This window comes from Paracoccus sp. (in: a-proteobacteria) (genome assembly GCF_030538655.1).
Classification (GTDB): domain Bacteria; phylum Pseudomonadota; class Alphaproteobacteria; order Rhodobacterales; family Rhodobacteraceae; genus Paracoccus.
Genome location: NZ_JAUNTO010000024.1, coordinates 21902 through 38716, shown reverse-complemented (window position 1 = coordinate 38716; position 16815 = coordinate 21902). Strand labels below are relative to the sequence as shown.

At 64.2% G+C, this 16815-nt stretch carries 15 protein-coding genes; 8 read left to right on the top strand and 7 right to left on the bottom strand.

What is annotated here, in order from left to right; translation table 11 throughout:
• Both Q4G22_RS13600 and gloB read right to left on the bottom strand, forming a co-directional pair.
• A partial coding sequence (locus Q4G22_RS13600; RefSeq protein WP_303386436.1) for a Clp protease N-terminal domain-containing protein occupies window positions 1-817 on the bottom strand: 817 nt, incomplete at its 3' end.
• Window positions 818-997: 180 nt separating this feature from the next.
• Window positions 998-1744, bottom strand: coding sequence for a hydroxyacylglutathione hydrolase (gene gloB / locus Q4G22_RS13595; RefSeq protein ID WP_303386435.1), 747 nt, complete (start codon window positions 1742-1744; stop codon window positions 998-1000).
• Window positions 1745-1800: 56 nt separating this feature from the next.
• Between gloB and Q4G22_RS13590 the strand changes: the two genes are divergently transcribed.
• The 8 genes from Q4G22_RS13590 (at window position 1801) to recN (ending at window position 11686) form a co-directional block, all read left to right on the top strand.
• Complete coding sequence (locus Q4G22_RS13590) at window positions 1801-2580, top strand: class I SAM-dependent methyltransferase (RefSeq protein WP_303386434.1); 780 nt, start codon at window positions 1801-1803, stop codon at window positions 2578-2580.
• A gap of 202 nt (window positions 2581-2782) precedes the next feature.
• On the top strand, window positions 2783-3670 hold the full coding sequence (locus tag Q4G22_RS13585) for a D-alanine--D-alanine ligase (RefSeq protein WP_303386433.1): 888 nt from the start codon (window positions 2783-2785) through the stop codon (window positions 3668-3670).
• The gene (locus tag Q4G22_RS13580; protein WP_303386432.1) at window positions 3661-4608 is read left to right on the top strand and encodes a cell division protein FtsQ/DivIB; all 948 of its coding nucleotides are present in this window, start codon (window positions 3661-3663) and stop codon (window positions 4606-4608) included. Before Q4G22_RS13585 ends, Q4G22_RS13580 begins: the two co-directional genes overlap by 10 nt.
• Before the next feature lie 3 nt (window positions 4609-4611).
• Window positions 4612-5946, top strand: a complete 1335-nt coding sequence (gene ftsA, locus Q4G22_RS13575; protein ID WP_303386431.1) for a cell division protein FtsA — start codon at window positions 4612-4614, stop codon at window positions 5944-5946.
• A 226-nt stretch (window positions 5947-6172) separates the two neighbouring features.
• Entirely contained in the window at window positions 6173-7798 is a 1626-nt protein-coding gene (gene ftsZ / locus Q4G22_RS13570; protein WP_303386430.1) for a cell division protein FtsZ, read from the top strand.
• A gap of 250 nt (window positions 7799-8048) precedes the next feature.
• Complete coding sequence (lpxC, locus tag Q4G22_RS13565; protein ID WP_303386429.1) at window positions 8049-8990, top strand: UDP-3-O-acyl-N-acetylglucosamine deacetylase; 942 nt, start codon at window positions 8049-8051, stop codon at window positions 8988-8990.
• 191 nt (window positions 8991-9181) lie between these two features.
• Window positions 9182-10030, top strand: coding sequence for an outer membrane protein assembly factor BamD (locus tag Q4G22_RS13560; protein ID WP_303386428.1), 849 nt, complete (start codon window positions 9182-9184; stop codon window positions 10028-10030).
• A 12-nt stretch (window positions 10031-10042) separates the two neighbouring features.
• On the top strand, window positions 10043-11686 hold the full coding sequence (gene recN / locus Q4G22_RS13555; RefSeq protein ID WP_303386427.1) for a DNA repair protein RecN: 1644 nt from the start codon (window positions 10043-10045) through the stop codon (window positions 11684-11686).
• A gap of 202 nt (window positions 11687-11888) precedes the next feature.
• On the opposite strand, the gene Q4G22_RS13550 is transcribed toward recN, so the two are convergent.
• From Q4G22_RS13550 to Q4G22_RS13530, 5 genes are all read right to left on the bottom strand, one after another.
• On the bottom strand, window positions 11889-12260 hold the full coding sequence (locus Q4G22_RS13550) for a hypothetical protein (RefSeq protein WP_303386426.1): 372 nt from the start codon (window positions 12258-12260) through the stop codon (window positions 11889-11891).
• Window positions 12261-12369: 109 nt separating this feature from the next.
• Window positions 12370-13239 carry a 3-hydroxyisobutyrate dehydrogenase gene (gene mmsB, locus Q4G22_RS13545; protein WP_303386425.1) on the bottom strand — a complete coding sequence of 290 codons (870 nt, stop codon included), beginning with the start codon at window positions 13237-13239 and terminating at the stop codon, window positions 12370-12372.
• Window positions 13236-14243, bottom strand: a complete 1008-nt coding sequence (locus Q4G22_RS13540) for an enoyl-CoA hydratase/isomerase family protein (protein ID WP_303386424.1) — start codon at window positions 14241-14243, stop codon at window positions 13236-13238. Before Q4G22_RS13540 ends, mmsB begins: the two co-directional genes overlap by 4 nt.
• Window positions 14243-15388, bottom strand: a complete 1146-nt coding sequence (locus Q4G22_RS13535; RefSeq protein ID WP_303386423.1) for an acyl-CoA dehydrogenase family protein — start codon at window positions 15386-15388, stop codon at window positions 14243-14245. The genes Q4G22_RS13540 and Q4G22_RS13535 overlap by 1 nt, the downstream gene beginning before the upstream one ends.
• Before the next feature lie 123 nt (window positions 15389-15511).
• Window positions 15512-16663 carry a carboxylate-amine ligase gene (locus Q4G22_RS13530; RefSeq protein WP_303386422.1) on the bottom strand — a complete coding sequence of 384 codons (1152 nt, stop codon included), beginning with the start codon at window positions 16661-16663 and terminating at the stop codon, window positions 15512-15514.
• Window positions 16664-16815: the final 152 nt, after the last annotated feature.

Sequence of the window (16815 nt, the reverse complement as noted above, 5' to 3'; positions counted from 1 at the left end):
CGCCGCGATAGCGGGTTCCGGCCAGCAGCGCGCCCATATCCAGCGAAAAGATCGTGGCACCGGACAGCACGTCGGGGGTCTGCCCTTCGACGATCTTTTTCGCCAGACCTTCGGCAATGGCGGTTTTCCCTACACCCGGATCGCCGACCAGCAGCGGGTTGTTCTTGCGGCGGCGGCACAGAACCTGAATGCAGCGTTCAACCTCAGGCTCGCGGCCGATCAGCGGGTCGATGTCGCCCATGCGCGATTTGGCGTTCAGATCGACGCAATATTTCGCCAGTGCGGTTTCGTCCTTGGTGTCGGGCGCGGCTTCGCTGTGCTGGGTTTCGGCAGGATCATCCGCGCCGATCACCTTGCGGTTTTCAGAAAATTGTGGGTTCTTGGCGACGCCATGGGCGATGAAGTTCACCGCGTCATAGCGCGTCATATCCAGTTCTTGCAGGAAAAACGCCGCGTTCGATTCGCGTTCGGCAAAGATGGCGACCAGCACGTTGGCACCCGTCACTTCGGACCGGCCCGAGGATTGCACATGGATCGCCGCGCGCTGGATCACTCGCTGAAAGGCGGCGGTCGGCACGGCCTCGGACCCTTCGACATCGGTAATCAATGTGGACAGGTCGTCTTCGATGAATTCGACCAGCAGGCGGCGCAATTCCTCAAGATCGACGTTGCAGGCGCGCATGACGCGCACCGCATCCGGTTCATCGGTCAGCGCCAGCAGCAAATGTTCCAGCGTTGCCAGTTCGTGCCGGTGTTCATTCGCAAGTGCGAGGGCGGCATGAATGGCCTGTTCAAGAGAGGTAGAAAAACTAGGCACGATCGTCTCCTGTCAGTCGGCTGGCGGTATGGGTCGGATTGGCGACCCACCTGCCCAGACTGTCACGATACAGTTAAGAATTGATGGATTTGCTGCGGCTTCAAGAACTTTTTCAGCGCAAGGCCGTGAAAATCCGATGGTTGATGCAGATGTGATAATGCCTGCTGCCGTTTTCAAGGATCAGAAATCGTCCTTCATGCGCCGCAGCCGCGCGAATACCTCGGCATCGGGGGCGTCCTGCATATTCAGGCGGTTACGCAACTCGGCGATGCGCAGGAACGGGTTGGTCGCGCGTTCCACATCCAGTGTTGCGGGGGCGCAGGGGGCGCCGTCCTCGACCCCGGCCAGACGGTCGCGCAGCGCGGCGTTCTGGGGATCGACGGACAGGGCAAAGGCACCGTTGCCTGCGCAGTAATCATGGCCGGAACAGATCAAGGTATCGCCGGGCAGGGCATTCAGGCGGGACAGGCTGTCCCACATCATCGCCGCGCCGCCTTCGAACAGGCGACCGCAGCCGATGGCCATCAGGCTGTCGCCGGTAAAGGCCAGCCGTGCGTCGGGGAAATGAAAGGCGATATGGCCGATGGTGTGGCCCGGCACGTCGATCACCGTCGCGGTTTCGCCGCAGATGGTGATGCTGTCGCCCGGCGAAACCGGCTGATCCAGCGGCGGCAGGCGGGCCGCGTCGGCGGCATGGCCGGTCACACGCACGCCCGGAAAGGCGCGGCGCAATTCGGGCACGTCCTGAATGTGATCGTCGTGGTGGTGAGTCAGCAGAATATGATCCAGCTGCCAGCCCCGTTCCTCTAGCGCGGCGCGGATCGGCCCCGCTTCGGGGGCGTCAATCAGGGCGGTTTCGCCATTCCCGTGCAGCAGATAGGCATAGTTGTCGCGCAGGCATCGGACCGTGACCAGTTCCGGCGGCATTGGCAAATCCCCCTTGGTGTGGTGTCTTAGCCTCGCAAACAAGGGGCCGGGGCGCAATGCATCATGATGTCAGCGATCTGCGGCGGTTCTATTACCAGCGCGCTTTGGGCCGTGTGGTGCAGAAAATTCTGCGTGACCGCTTGACCGAAATCTGGCCGCCTGGGCAATGTTCGGGAATGACGGTGGCTGGCTATGGGTTCGCCGCGCCGATGCTGCGTCCTTTTCTGAACGACGCGCGACGGGTGACGGCCTTGATGCCGGGGCCGCAGGGGGTGATGGCCTGGCCGGCCGGGATGCCGAACCACTCGGTCCTGTGCGAGGAAACCGCCTGGCCGCTGGATACCGGCAGCGTGGACCGGCTGGTGATGCTGCACGGGCTGGAAACCAGCGATCACCCCGCCGCCGTGCTGGCCGAGGCGGCGCGCGTGCTTGGCCCCGGCGGGCGGATGCTGGTCATGGTGCCCAACCGTGCCGGGCTGTGGGCGGCATCTGATGCGACGCCCTTTGGCCTTGGCCGCAGCTATACCGCTGGCCAGCTTGAGGCGCAGATGCGCGCCGCCGGGCTGATGACGGATCGGCAGGGGGTGGCGCTGTATATTCCACCCTCGGATCGGCGGTTTTGGCTGCGCAGCGCCGGAGTGTGGGAGCGCACGGGCCGCCGGATCGGGCGGCTGCTGATCGCGGGTGTGCTGATGGCCGAGGTGTCGAAACAGGTCCATGCCTCTGCCGGGCCGGGGGTGCGGGTGCATGTCCCCAGCCCGCTTGAGGTTCTGGGGGGTATCGCCCGCCCGCGCCCCGCGGGGATACGCGCGTCGCAAGGTGTTCCGCGGCAATAGGCGGTTATCCCCAGCCCATTCATCAACCATATGAAAAAAAGCTTTTGCGGGGCGGATGATGCCGCTATTGTCATGTTATGCGAAAACAGCGCACGCGGGAAAACCGGCGGCGCAATGACAAGGCGGCCCGGATCAACCGGGCAGAAAAGGCGAAAACGTGAAGGGCAGGTCGAGCAGGACAGCCCACACCGTAGCCGTTCTGATGGGCGGGCCCTCGGCTGAGCGCGAGGTGTCCTTGTCATCGGGGCGTGAGTGCGCGAATGCGCTGCGGGTGGCGGGCTATGAGGTGATCGAAATCGAACTGGGACGCGAACGCGGCCCCGAGATCGTTGCGCGCCTGCGTGATGCCGTCCCCGACGTGGTGTTCAATGCACTGCATGGCCGCTGGGGCGAGGATGGCTGCGTGCAGGGCCTGCTGGAATGGTTGGGCCTGCCTTATACCCACTCCGGCGTGCTGGCGTCGGCTTTGGCGATGGACAAGACGCGCAGCAAAGACGCTTTCCGCGCCGCCGGTCTGCCGGTGCTGGACAGCGTGATCGCCGATGCCGATGAAGTGCGCCGCCGTCATGTTCTGCCGCCGCCCTATGTGGTCAAGCCGAATGATGAGGGGTCGAGCGTCGGCATCTATATCGTGGCCGAGGGGGCGAACGGCCCGCCCGCGCTGGCCGACACGATGCCCGCGCGTGTCATGGTGGAAACCTATGCGCCGGGGCGCGAGTTGACGACCGCTGTGATGGGTGGCCGCGCGCTTGGCGTGACCGAGATTATCACCGAGGGCTGGTATGACTATGATGCCAAATACAGGGCGGGCGGGTCGCGGCATGTGATCCCGGCGGACATCCCGGATGAAATCACCGCCGCCTGTCTGGATTATGCTGTGCGCGCGCATGACGCCTTGGGCTGTCGCGGGCTGTCGCGCACCGATTTTCGCTGGGATGATACGCGCGGGCTGGCAGGGCTGTATCTGCTGGAACTGAACAATCAGCCCGGCATGACGCCGACATCGCTGGCACCCGAACAGGCGGCCCATGCGGGGATCGACTTTCCGGCGCTGATGCGCTGGATGGTGGAGGACGCGCTATGGCATTGACCGATCATCGCATCTTTCGCCGTGGCCGGCGCGACCCGGCTCCGTCGCGGCTGGCCTACCGGCTGGAACGGATGTGGCTCAAGCCTGTCTGGCGGCGGGTGATCCGGTTGGGGGTTCCTGCCTTTGCCGTGGCGATGGTGGCCGGGGTCTGGCTGTCTGACGATCATCGCCGCGCGGTGTTGACCGATGGGGTCAACGGCGTGATCCAGTCGGTGCAAAGCCGTGATGAATTCATGGTCCGTATGATGACGATCGAGGGGGCCTCGGCCCCGGTGGACAAGGCGATGCGCGCCATGCTGCCGGTCGATCTGCCGGCCTCAAGCTTTGACATCAACCTGACGGCGCTGCGGTTGCAGGTCATGGCGCTGGACGCGGTGGAAACGGTTGATCTGCGCATCCGCCCAGGCGGTGTCCTGTCGGCCATCGTGACCGAGCGTGAGCCGGCGTTATTGTGGCGCAATGCGCGCGGCATCGACATTCTGGATGCGGGCGGCCATCGGGTTGCCAGCGTCACCTCGCGCGAGGTGCGGGCCGATCTGCCGCTGATCGCGGGCGAGGGGGCGGACGAAAAGGCGCCCGAGGCGCTGGCCCTGATCGACGCCGCGGGGCCGATCTTGCCGCGGGTGCGCGGGCTGGTGCGGCAGGGCGAACGCCGCTGGGACGTGGTGCTGGATCGCGGGCAGCGCATCCAGTTGCCCCAGGCCGGTGCCGTCAAGGCGTTAGAGCAGGTGATCGCGCTGGACCGTGCGCAGGACATTCTGTCCCGCGATATTGCTGTGTTTGATCTGCGCGATCCGTCGCATCTGGTGGTGCGGATGGGGCTGGATGCGCGCAACACGATCCGCGCCGCGCGCGGGCAGGTGCAACTGGGACCGGACGGGCTGCCGCTGCCCGAGGACGCTGCGCGCGTCGCCGGATCATCTCGTCGGGGGGGCTGAGCGATGGGCGAGCTTTATCAAACGCAGCGGGCCATGCGGAATTTGCGCCGCGCCGCCCTGCAACGCGGGGTGATCGGGGTGCTGGACATCGGCACCTCAAAGATCGCCTGCCTTGTGCTGCAATTCGACGGCTCGGGCACGACGCGCGAAGAAGACGGTGTTGGCCCGCTGGCCGGGCAGGCGAATTTCCGGGTTATCGGTTCCGCCCACACCCGCGCGCGCGGGATGCGCGGCGGCGAGATCGAGACGATGGCCGAAACCGAACGCGCCGTGCGCACCGTTATCACGCAGGCGCAGAAACATGCGGGCGTGCGGATCGACCATATTATTGCCTGCCTGTCGGGTGGGCGGCCCTCGTCCTATGGGCTGGCGGGTGACATTGCGCTGGCCTCGGGCAAGGTCGGGGAACATGACATCGCCTCGGTTCTGGCGTCTTGCGATGTGCCGGATTTCGGGCGCGGGCGCGAGGTTCTGCACGCGCAGCCGGTGAATTTTGCCGTCGATCACCGTAGCGGTCTGGCCGACCCGCGCGATCACCACGGCAACCGGCTGGCCTGCGATATGCATGTGTTGACGGTGGATGCTGACGTTATCAGCAATGTGGCGAATTGCGTGGCGCGCTGTGACATCGCGTTGGCGGGGATCGCCTCGGCCGCCTATACGGCGGGCCGCGCGGCGCTGATCGAGGATGAACAGGAACTGGGCGCGGCCTGCATCGACATGGGCGCGGGCGGCACCAGCGTGTCGATCTTTATCAAAAAACACATGATCTTTGCCGACCGGGTGCGGGTTGGTGGCCAGCACATCACGCAGGATATTGCCCACGGGCTGCGTGTGTCGCCTCAGATCGCGGAACGGCTGAAAACCGTGAATGGCGGGATCGAGGCGACGGGCCGCGATGACCGTGACATGATCGAGGTCGGCACCAATACCGGCGACTGGGAGGCCGACCGCCGCACCGTCAGTCGCGCCGACGTGATTGGCGTTATGCGCCCTCGGGTCGAGGAAATTCTGGAAGGCGTGCGCGAGGTGCTGGACGCCGCCGGGTTCGACCACATGCCCAGCCAGCAGATCGTGTTGACTGGCGGCGGCAGTCAGATTCCGGGGCTGGATCTGCTGGCGACGCGGATTTTGGGGCCTCAGGTCCGCTGTGGCCGTCCGCTGCGCATCGACGGACTGGCGCATCAGTTCACCGACCCCGGCTTTGCCAGTGCCGTCGGACTGGCCCTGTTCGCGGCGCATCCGCAGGATGAATGGTGGGATTTCGAAATGCCCGCCGAAGCCTATCCGGCACGCAGCCTGCGCCGCGCCTATCGCTGGTTCCGCAACAACTGGTAAACGCGGGCCAGCTATCGCTGGGCAGGGGCGTGATACGCCCCACCAGATGATGACGTGTGGGCAATATACCGCCTATCAAACTTATCCACAGCCCTATATTTTGGGGTTAACGGGCGTTTTTCGGATGACGTGCGGGGCGTGTGCGGGTAATGTGGGCCGGATACACGGGGGATTCGACCGGCGCGCCCAGAAAGCCCGGCAGATCAGCGAACGACAGGCGGAAACCATGAACCTCAATCTGATGATGAACGACGATGACGAGCTGAAGCCGCGCATCACGGTCTTTGGCGTTGGTGGCGCCGGTGGCAACGCTGTCAACAATATGATCGAGAAAAAGCTGGATGGCGTGGAATTCGTCGTCGCCAACACTGATGCGCAGGCTCTGGCGCAGTCCAAGGCCAGCAGCCGGGTGCAGATGGGGCCGAAAGTGACCGAAGGTCTGGGCGCTGGCGCCAAGCCGACCATCGGTGCCAAGGCCGCCGAAGAAACCATCGAAGATATCGTCGATCACCTGATGGGCGCGCATATGTGCTTTATCACCGCCGGGATGGGCGGCGGCACCGGCACTGGCGCGGCCCCGATCATTGCGCAGGCCGCCCGCGAAATGGGTATCCTGACCGTGGGTGTCGTGACCAAGCCCTTCAGCTTTGAGGGCACCAAGCGGATGCGTCAGGCCGAAGAAGGGGTCGAGGCGCTGCAAAAGGTCGTCGATACGCTGATCATCATTCCGAACCAGAACCTGTTCCGGCTGGCGAATGAAAAGACCACCTTCACCGAAGCCTTCGCCATGGCCGATGACGTGCTGTATCAGGGCGTCAAGGGCGTGACCGATCTGATGGTCCGTCCGGGCCTGATTAACCTCGACTTCGCCGATGTTCGCGCCGTGATGGACGAGATGGGCAAGGCGATGATGGGCACGGGCGAGGCAGCGGGCGAAAACCGCGCGGTCGAGGCGGCGGAACGCGCCATTGCCAACCCGCTCTTGGATGAAATCAGCCTGAACGGTGCCAAGGGCGTGCTGATTAACATCACCGGCGGTTATGATATGACCCTGTTCGAACTGGACGAGGCCGCGAACATCATCCGCGACAAGGTGGATGCCGACGCGAATATCATCGTCGGTTCGACCCTGGACCCGGAGATGGATGGGACGCTGCGCGTCTCGGTTGTCGCGACGGGCATTGATGCTGCCGTGGCCAGTGCCGCCGAACCTTCGGCCCCGCGCCGCAGCATGGCCGCGCCGCTGACCCAGATGCCCAACCTGTCGCGTGCCGAAAGCGTCGAAGATGACATGCCGGTTCCGCCGCGCCGCAGCCCCGCGCCCGAGGCCGCGCCGGTTGCCAGCGCCCGCGATCAGCATCTGGCCGACGATGACATGCCCGCGCCGGGTTGGCAGCCGAAATCCGGCCCTGCCGTTGCCGCCGCGCGTCCGGCTTCGCCGATGATTCACGAAGATTCGGCCGCTTATGTTGCGCCCAAACCCCGCGCTGCCGGTGTGACTCCGCGCCCCGAGGTGCTGGAACGGCTTCAGAAAGCCGTGGCTCATCCGGGTGAGCCGCGCCAGCAGGCGGCGCGTCAGCCGCAGGCGCAGCCTGTCGCCGACGAGCCGCGCGCAGGTGCCGGTCGCATGGCCGGTCTGGGCCGGATGCTGGAACGCATGGCCGGGCATAACGCCGGGCAGGGCGGTGCTGCTGCGCCCAAGCCCACCGCAGGCACCATCGCCGAACGGGTGAGCGAGCGTGTGGCCACCCGTGCGCGCGAGCAAGAGGCGAATTTCGACGATCTGGCCAGCCCGGATTCGCAGGGTGATAACATCGAAATCCCGGCTTTCCTGCGCCGTCAGGCGAATTGAGCCTTCACGAATTTCGTGCCGGACAATGGTTAAAGGGCCGCCCATGGCGGCCCTTTTTCAATGTGATTCCAGTGGCATTCATGCTGTTCAGGTTAACGTGGCAAGGGGCTGCCAGTGAATGTTTCACGCCGTTACAATTCGTTAATTGAACGACTGTCTGCCCACGCCTAGCTGTCTGTAGCCGGGTGCAAGAGGTGCCCGGACCGATTCCTGGAATCGGCAGTAAGCGAAGAAACGGGCAGGCAAGACGATGCAGGCGACGATCAAGACTCCGGTTGAATTTACGGATGTGGGCCTCCACTCCGGCGTTCCCGCACGGCTGGTCATCCGGCCCGCCGGGCCCGATCATGGCATCGTGTTCCACCGCACCGATCTGGGCGATGGCCCGGACGCCAAAATCAAGGCGCTGTGGGATCAGGTGACGCCATCGAAACTGTGCACACTGCTGGACAACGGGCAGGGTGCCACGCTGTCCACCGTGGAACACATCATGGCCGCGCTGTCGGGCACCGGCATTCACAACGCCCTGATCGAAGTGGACGGCCCCGAAGTGCCGATTCTTGACGGATCGTCGGCCCAGTTCGTGCGCGGTATCCTGCGTGCCGGGATCGAAATTCAGTTCGGCAGTCCGCTGCGCGCTATCCGCGTCCTGCGCCGGGTCGAAGTGCGTGAGGGCGAGGCATGGGCACGTCTGGACCCCGCCGATCATCTGGAAATCGACTTTCACATCGACTTTGCCGATACCGCCATCGGCCAGCAGGACAAGCAGCTGGATATGGCGAACGGGGCCTTTGTGCGCGAACTGGCCGACAGCCGCACCTTTTGCCGTCAGGCCGATGTCGATGCGATGCGGCAACATGGGCTGGCACTGGGCGGCAGCTATCTGAACGCCGTGGTCGTCGATGGTCCGCGCGTGCTGTCGCCGGGCGGGCTGCGCCACTCGGACGAGGCGGTGCGCCACAAGATGCTGGATGCCATGGGGGATCTGGCGCTGGCCGGTGCGCCGCTGCTGGCGCGCTATACCGGCAACCGGGCTGGTCACGCGATGACCAACTGTCTGCTGCGCGCGCTGTTTGCGCAGCCGGATGCGTGGGAATGGACGACCTGTTCCCCGGATCTTGAGGGGCGCTTGCCCGGCGCGGGCGTGGCGGCCTATTCCGCCGATGCCGCGCGGCTGGCCCTGCACGCCTGAAACGCATGTCACAATTGTGTGCGCTGACCCTTGGCGCGCACAACCCTGCGCTGTGGTTGATTTTTCCCGGTGTCACAAAGCTGATCCAAATCATGGATTGCCATTTTGCGCCCCCTAAAAAACTATGCTAGGACAGCCGGGCCGTGCCGTCTCTGCACCGGCACGACCGACAGAATCGATGGACGGACCCTATGCCGCGTTCCAAAAGTGCTGCTTTTCTGACTGCGGCGATGCTTTCTGCCCTGATGCTTGCCGGCTGTAACCGTGGCGGCACCACTGCCATGCCGCAAAACATGGAACAGTTCACCGCCGAGGAAATCTACAAGCGCGGCGAATACGAGCTGGAAAACAGCCGCCGGCCCGAAGATGCCGTCCGCTATTTCGCCGAGATCGAGCGGCTTTACCCCTATTCCGAATGGGCGAAACGCGCGCTGATTATGGAAGCCTATGGCTATCACAAGGCCAAGAACTATGAAGAAGCGCGGGCGGCGGCGCAGCGTTTTCTGGATACCTATCCGGGCGACGAGGATGCGGCCTATGCCAAATACCTGCTGGCCCTGTCCTATTACGACCAGATCGACGATGTGGGCCGGGATCAGGGTCTGACCTTTCAGGCGCTGCAATCCATGCGCGAGGTGATCGAGCAATATCCCGACAGCGAATATGCGCGTTCGGCGATTCTCAAATTCGATCTGGCCTTTGACCATCTGGCCGCCAAGGAAATGGAAATCGGCCGTTATTACCTCAAGCGTGGTCATTACACGGCGGCGATCAACCGTTTTCGCGTCGTGGTCGAGGAATTCCAGACCACCACCCACACGCCCGAGGCGCTGATGCGTCTGGTCGAGGCGTATCTGGCGCTTGGCCTGACGGATGAGGCGCAGACGGCGGGGGCGATTCTGGGGCATAACTTCCAGTCGTCGCCCTTCTACGAAGATGCCTATGCGCAGTTGCGTGGCCGTGGCCTGACCGCGACACCCAAGGGCGACAGCTGGCTGACCAACGTCTATCGTCAGGTCATTCAGGGCCGCTGGCTGTAAAGGGGGGCGGGGATGCTCCGCCATCTCGACATCCGCGATATGCTGCTGATCGACCGGCTGGACTTGTCGTTCGGTCCGGGGTTGAACGCGTTGACGGGGGAAACTGGCGCGGGCAAATCGATTCTGCTGGATTGTCTGGGTTTTGTGCTGGGCTGGCGCGGGCGGGCCGAACTGGTTCGCGCCGGTGCCGCGCAAGGCGAGGTCACGGCGGTGTTCGATCTGCCGCCCAGCCATCCCGCGCGTCAGGTGCTGGCGGATGCCGGGATCGAGGCAGATGATGAACTGATCCTGCGCCGGGTGAATGCAGTGGACGGGCGCAAGACGGGCTATGTCAATGATCGCCGCGTCTCGGGCGAGGTGCTGCGGGCGCTGTCGGATACGCTGGTGGAACTGCATGGCCAGCATGATGACCGTGGCCTGCTGAATCCGCGCGGGCACCGGCAGTTGCTGGATGCGTTTGGGGGCATCGACACGGCCCCGGCACGGGCAGCCTGGGCAGCGCGGCGGCAGGCTGAGCAGGCGCTGAGCAAAGCGCAGGCCGCGTTAGAGGCCGCGCGCGCCGAAGAAGATTTCCTGCGCCATGCCGTCAAGGAACTGGACGATCTGGCCCCTCAACCCGGCGAAGAGGCCGATCTTGATGCCCGCCGCCGTGCGATGCAGGGTGCGGCCCGTATTCGTGAAGATGTCGCACGCGCCTTGACCGCCCTTGGCCCGCAGGGCGCGGAGGGGGCGATGATGGATGCCGCCCGCTGGCTGGAAGGCGCGGCGGACCGGGCCGACGGCCGGCTGGACGCGCCGCTGTCGGCGCTGTCGCGTGCCAGTATTGAACTGGGCGAGGCGTTTTCCGGTGTCGAGGCGGCTCTGGAGGCGCTGGATTTTGATCCCCGCGCGCTGGAGGCTGCCGAAGAACGGCTGTTCGCCCTGCGCGCACTGGCCCGTAAGCATGGCGTTCTGGCTGATGATCTGGCCGGGTTGGCGGATGATTTGCGTGGGCGGTTAGATGCGATTGATTCCGGGGCCGAATCGCTGGCGGCCCTGACGGCGGCGGCGCAGGTGGCGGAGCAAAATTATGACAGCGCCGCGCAGGCGTTGACCAACGCGCGACGCGAGGCGGCCCTGCGGCTGGATGGGGCGGTGGCGGCGGAACTCGCGCCGCTGAAAATGGAACGGGCGGTGTTCGAAACCCGGCTGACCGATGCCCCTGCGGGACCGGACGGGCGGGATGCGGTGGCCTTTACCGTCGCCACCAACCCCGGCGCGCCTGCCGGGCCGCTGGACAAGATCGCCTCGGGTGGGGAATTGTCGCGGTTTCTGCTGGCGCTCAAGGTCTGTCTGGCGCGCGGGGCCGATGCGTTGGTGATGATCTTTGACGAAATCGACCGGGGTGTTGGTGGGGCTACCGCAGATGCCGTCGGACGGCGGTTGCGGCGTTTGGCCGAGGATGCGCAGGTGCTGGTCGTGACCCACAGCCCGCAGGTGGCCGCACTGGCCAGCCACCATTTTCAGGTGGCAAAATCGGTGTCAGACGGCATGACGACCAGTCGCGTCATCGCGCTGGATCAGGGCGAACGTCAGCGCGAAATCGCCCGGATGCTGGCAGGGGATACGATCACCCCTGCCGCATTGGATGCCGCCCGCGCCTTGCTGGATGGCTGATGCGATCAGCGGCGGATGCTGTGTCTTGATCCCAAAGGTCGAAAAACTGGGCCGGAACCCGGCGGTGTGGTCGGCAACGGTATGGCACCGATCAGACGCAGCCAACGTAGACTGACCCCGGTGTAGACAAAACCGTGTATTAGTTCCTGACCTGATGATGCCCCATGCGCAGTTGATGCGCCCGTGTCTTGGGTTGTGGCAGTCAGTCCAGAATGGCGTCAACCATGCGCAGGATCGACAAGACCTTGCCGCTTTCGCTGTCAATGCGGATCAGGCGCCCGTTGACGATGGCATAGTCATCACCCGAAGGAGGCAGCCCCAGGCCATAACGACCGGGGTGAGCCACGATATGGATCGAGCCGAGGTTCAGCACATCACCGACCTGTATCCCGTTTGGCTGCGCTTGCCCTGATGGAGCGCAGGCAGGGTCGCGCTTGGCCAGACCGGGCGGGCAGCTTTGGGCGTTTTCCCGTCCATGGCCGTTGCCCTGACCCTGCGCGGTCAGTGGCTGTGCCAGTGTGGCTGCCATCAACAGCAAAAAAGCAGCCGCTACACCCCGATGCAGCGTCATCATCATTACGTCCTTTCGCTATCCAGTCGGATAACGGCCTGTCCGGCTTTTGGTTGCACCGTTATGTTTCACGGCGCAGTGAATGTGCCCGATTTACGTCAGCTCCCTCGCTTTAGCCATTCCGTGCTGAAAATCGCGGCAGCATCGCCGAAAAATCCTTGCCACGCCCGTCCTCGTCCTCGACGAAGGTGCGATACTGATCGCGGGCGGTTCGGCCCATCGGGGTATCGGCGGCAACGGATTCTGCGGCATCCTGCGCAAGCATCAGATCTTTCAGCATCAGTTCTGAGGCAAAGCCAGGTTTATAACCGTTGTCGGCCGGGGATTTCGGCCCGACGCCCGGCGCGGGGCAATAGGCGTTCATCGTCCAGCTGTAACCGGACGAGGTGGACACCACGTCGAACATCTTTTGCCGGTCCAGCCCCAGCTTGTCGGCCAGCGCGAAAGCCTCGCAAGTGGCGATCATCGTTACGCCAAGGATCATGTTGTTGCAGATCTTGGCGGCCTGACCGGCCCCGGCATCGCCGCAATGCACGGCCTTTTGCCCCATGATGTCGAACAGCGGCTTGACCGTGGCAAAGGCGTCATCGGGACCGCCGACCATAAAGGTCAGTGTGCCGGCCTGTGCCCCGCCGATGCCGCCCGACACTGGTGCATCCAATGCGCCCATGCCTGCCGTTGCCGCGTCAGAGGCCACCGCGCGGGCGCTGGCCACATCGACGGTGGAACAGTCGCACAGCACCGCGCCTGCGCGCATGGCCGGGATCACTTCGGCGGCGACTGATTTCAGGATGGCGCCGTTGGGCAGCATGGTGATGACCACATCCGCCCCGCGTGCGGCATCGGCGGCGGTGGTAGCGCGGATCACACCCTCGGGCATGGGGGCGGTCAGATCAAAGCCCGACACGTCATTGCCCGCCCGCGCCAGATTGGCGGCCATCGGGCCGCCCATATTGCCCAATCCGATAAACCCGATCTTCATGCTTTATCCTCCCATGTCAGTTCGTCACCGCCCAAGGGGGCCAGCACTGCGGCCACATTGGCCGCCGAAGCGTCGGCGGTCCACTGTGGATTGCGGTCCTTGTCGATGATCTGGGCGCGAACGCCCTCGATGAAATCAGTCTGTTCGGTCGCGCGGAAGGTATAGCGATATTCACGCGACAGCGATTCCTGAATGCGCCGGTCGCCCCGCGCTGCCCGCACCAGCGCCAGCCCCGCCGCCATCGACAGGGGCGAATTGCGCCGGATCGGTTTCAGCGACTGTTCATCGCCCATGGCTTCCAATGTCGCAGTGATGTCGGCCACGGTCTTGCCACCAAAGGCAGACAAATCGCGCCCGTCCAGTTCGGCGGGGGGCGGGGTCTGACCGCGGATCAGGCCGATGTCGCCCGTCTTCTCCAGCGTGGCGATCAGCGCGGGCCATTCGGCTTCGGGCAGGTAAGTATCGGCAAAGCCGGTGAGTATCGCGTCACCCGGCCCGATCTGCGCGCCGGTCAGTGTCAGATATTCGCCCGTGCGGCCCGGCGCGCGCGATAAGATCCACGTGCCGCCCACATCCGGGATCAGCCCGATGCCCGATTCCGGCATGGCGACACGGGTGCTGTCACCGACGATGCGGTGGCTGGCATGACCGCCCACGCCCACGCCGCCGCCCATGACAAAACCCTGCATAAAGGCCGCGATGGGTTTCGGGTAATCGGCGATCGCCGCGTTCATGTGGTATTCGTCGCGGAAAAAGTCGCGGCCGATCTGGTGATCGCCTGTCAGCCCGCCGTGATAGACCGCCGCGATGTCGCCTCCGGCGCAAAAGGCCCGCTCGCCCTGCGCGTCGATCACGATCAACGCCACATCCGGGTCGTCGCGCCAATCATCCAGCGCGGCGTGGATCGCCAAAGCCATGTCATGTGACAGTGCGTTCAGCGCCTTGGGGCGGGTAAAGGTGATGCGCCCGGCCCGGCCCGCCTTGCGGATATGCAGATTGTCCATCAGCCACGCTCCGCCAAGAGGGCGCGGGCGGTTATCATGCGCATGATTTCGTTCGTGCCCTCAAGGATCTGGTGAACGCGCAGATCGCGCACGATCTTTTCGATGCCGTAATCCGCCAGATAGCCATAGCCGCCATGCAGTTGCAGGCATTGATCCGCGACCTGAGAGGCGTTTTCCGTCACCAGAAATTTCGCCATGGCGCAGAATTTGGTGGCGTCGGGGGCCGCGTTGTCCAGCTTCCACGCGGCCTGCCGCAGAAAAGTGCGGGCGGATTGCAGCTTCATCTCCATCTCGGCCAGACGGAATTGCAGGGCCTGGAACTGGTCGATGGTTTTGCCGAATGCCTTACGCTCGCCCATATATTGCAGCGTGGCGTTCAGCGCCGCCTGCGCGCCGCCAAGCGCCCCTGCGGAAATGTTCAGCCGCCCGCCGTCAAGCCCGGCCATGGCATAGGTGAAGCCGCGCCCTTCCTCGCCCAGCAGGTTTTCCGCCGGGATCGCGCAGTCATCGAACTGGACCTGCGCGGTTGGCTGTGATTTCCAGCCCATCTTGTGTTCCAGCGCGCCAAAGGACAAACCGGGCGTGCCATCCTCGACGATGACGGTGCTGATACCCTTTGGCCCATCCTCGCCGGTGCGGACCATGGTGACATAGACATCAGAATAGCCGCCGCCGGAAATGAATGCCTTGGTGCCGTTCAGCTTCCATCCGTCATTCGTGCGTTCGGCGCGGGTGCGCAGGGCGGCGGCGTCGGACCCCGATCCCGGCTCGGTCAGGCAATAGGAAAAGATTTTTTCCATGCTGCACAAAGAGGGCAACCAGCGGGCCTTGTCTTCGGGGCTGCCAAACTTGTCGATCATGCCGCCGCACATGTTATGGATCGACAGGAACGACCCGACCGAAGGGCAGGCCATCGCCAGTGCCTCGAACACCAGCACGGCATCACTGCGCGACAGGCCCGATCCGCCGTATTCTTCGGACACATACAGCCCGCCAAGGCCAAGCTGGGCGATTTCCGGCCACAGCTCTTTGGGGATGGTGCCTGCGGCTTCCCACTCTTTTGCGTTGGGCGCGATGCGGGTCTGCCCAAAATCATAGGCCAACTCAAAGATTGCCTGCTGCTCTTCGGTCAGTGCGAAATCCATGCTGTCCCCTCTTCCTCCTCGGGTCGCACCGCTATAGGGCGCAAATCTTGCGAAACTGTTTCAAACTGGTCAGGCGGCGCGATGCAAGCGCAGGGGCCGCAAAACCGGGGTGTTTATGCCGTATCACCCGGCGCGGGCGGTGGTGGACAGATCGGCGCGGTATTCGCCGATCAGGTCCATGACCACGCTGCGCAGGGCCTGATCGCGCGGTGCGCCTGCGGCCATTGCGCTGGCCAGAACCGCCCGCTGACGTGCCGCGCTGGTGCCGCGTTCCACCATATCGCGGGCGCGTGCGACCTCGGACGCGCAATTCAGTGCCTCGGCGTCGGGGGCGATCAGGTCAATCCATTCCGCCACCAGATCGGCAAAGGGCACAAGGCAGCGGCGGCCAAAGTCGATCAGCCCCTCGGTCCCGCCATAGCGCAGCGCGCGCCAGCGGTTTTCGTTCAGCAGAAAATTGTCATAGATGCGCCAGCGTTGATTGCGTTGCGACAGCCGCCACAGCATTCGCGTGGTGGACTGGATCAGCGCGGCCAGTGTCAGCGTATCTTCCAGCCGGGGGCAGGCGTCGCAGATGCGGGTTTCCAGCGTCGGGAACCGGGCCGACGGGCGCAGATCCCACCACAGCTTGCTGCCATCCTCGATCACGCCGATGTCGGTCAGCGCCTGAACCGAGCGTTCATAATCGCCCCAACTGTCCAGCCGGGGCGGCAGGCCGGTGCGCGGCAGATTGCCGAAAACCGTCAGGCGATAGCTGGCCAGCCCGGTATCCTCGCCCTGCCAGAACGGGCTGGAGGCCGACAGCGCCAGCAGATGCGGCAGAAAATAGACGAACTGGTTCATCAGGTCGATGCGCCGGTCGCGGTCAGGCAGGCCGATATGGACATGCATCCCGCTAATCAGCATCCGCCGCGCCACACCCGCCAGATCCTGCCGCAGCGTGTTATAGCGATCCTTGTCGGTATGATGCTGATCGCGCCAGTCCGCGAATGGATGACAGGATGCCGATATGGGCGCCAGGCCATGCCGCCCCGCATGATAGGCCACGGTTTCACGCAATTCACGCAGTTCGGCCCGCGCCTGTGCGATATCGTGACAGACGCCGGTGCCGACTTCGATCTGACAGCGCAGATATTCGGGGCTGACCCGATCCCCCAGATCGGCGCGGCATTCGCCCAGCAGGCTTTCGGGCATCGCTGACAGGTCGCCGGTCTGCTGATCGACCAGCAGATATTCTTCTTCGATGCCCAGAGTGAAATTCGGCGATTGGGGCATGATGCTCCCCCGTTTTCGGGAAATCAAAGGGTGATGAGGCTGTCACAATTCATGATGCGTATCACGTATTGGTGCAAGGCGTGCGGACGGCTGTCATGCTGGCGGCTTCCGCATCACCGGCGCAGTGACGCAGGCCAGCGGCGTGAATGGTG

Excerpts from the sequence above, each read along its gene's own strand:
- gloB (WP_303386435.1), bottom strand. The coding sequence starts at position 1,744 with ATGCCGCCGGAACTGGTCACGGTCCGATGCCTGCGCGACAACTATGCC.
- Q4G22_RS13590 (WP_303386434.1), top strand. The coding sequence starts at position 1,801 with ATGCATCATGATGTCAGCGATCTGCGGCGGTTCTATTACCAGCGCGCT.
- Q4G22_RS13585 (WP_303386433.1), top strand. The coding sequence starts at position 2,783 with ATGGGCGGGCCCTCGGCTGAGCGCGAGGTGTCCTTGTCATCGGGGCGT.
- Q4G22_RS13580 (WP_303386432.1), top strand. The coding sequence starts at position 3,661 with ATGGCATTGACCGATCATCGCATCTTTCGCCGTGGCCGGCGCGACCCG.
- ftsA (WP_303386431.1), top strand. The coding sequence starts at position 4,612 with ATGGGCGAGCTTTATCAAACGCAGCGGGCCATGCGGAATTTGCGCCGC.
- ftsZ (WP_303386430.1), top strand. The coding sequence starts at position 6,173 with ATGAACCTCAATCTGATGATGAACGACGATGACGAGCTGAAGCCGCGC.
- lpxC (WP_303386429.1), top strand. The coding sequence starts at position 8,049 with ATGCAGGCGACGATCAAGACTCCGGTTGAATTTACGGATGTGGGCCTC.
- Q4G22_RS13560 (WP_303386428.1), top strand. The coding sequence starts at position 9,182 with ATGCCGCGTTCCAAAAGTGCTGCTTTTCTGACTGCGGCGATGCTTTCT.
- recN (WP_303386427.1), top strand. The coding sequence starts at position 10,043 with ATGCTCCGCCATCTCGACATCCGCGATATGCTGCTGATCGACCGGCTG.
- Q4G22_RS13550 (WP_303386426.1), bottom strand. The coding sequence starts at position 12,260 with ATGATGACGCTGCATCGGGGTGTAGCGGCTGCTTTTTTGCTGTTGATG.
- mmsB (WP_303386425.1), bottom strand. The coding sequence starts at position 13,239 with ATGAAGATCGGGTTTATCGGATTGGGCAATATGGGCGGCCCGATGGCC.
- Q4G22_RS13540 (WP_303386424.1), bottom strand. The coding sequence starts at position 14,243 with ATGGACAATCTGCATATCCGCAAGGCGGGCCGGGCCGGGCGCATCACC.
- Q4G22_RS13535 (WP_303386423.1), bottom strand. The coding sequence starts at position 15,388 with ATGGATTTCGCACTGACCGAAGAGCAGCAGGCAATCTTTGAGTTGGCC.
- Q4G22_RS13530 (WP_303386422.1), bottom strand. The coding sequence starts at position 16,663 with ATGCCCCAATCGCCGAATTTCACTCTGGGCATCGAAGAAGAATATCTG.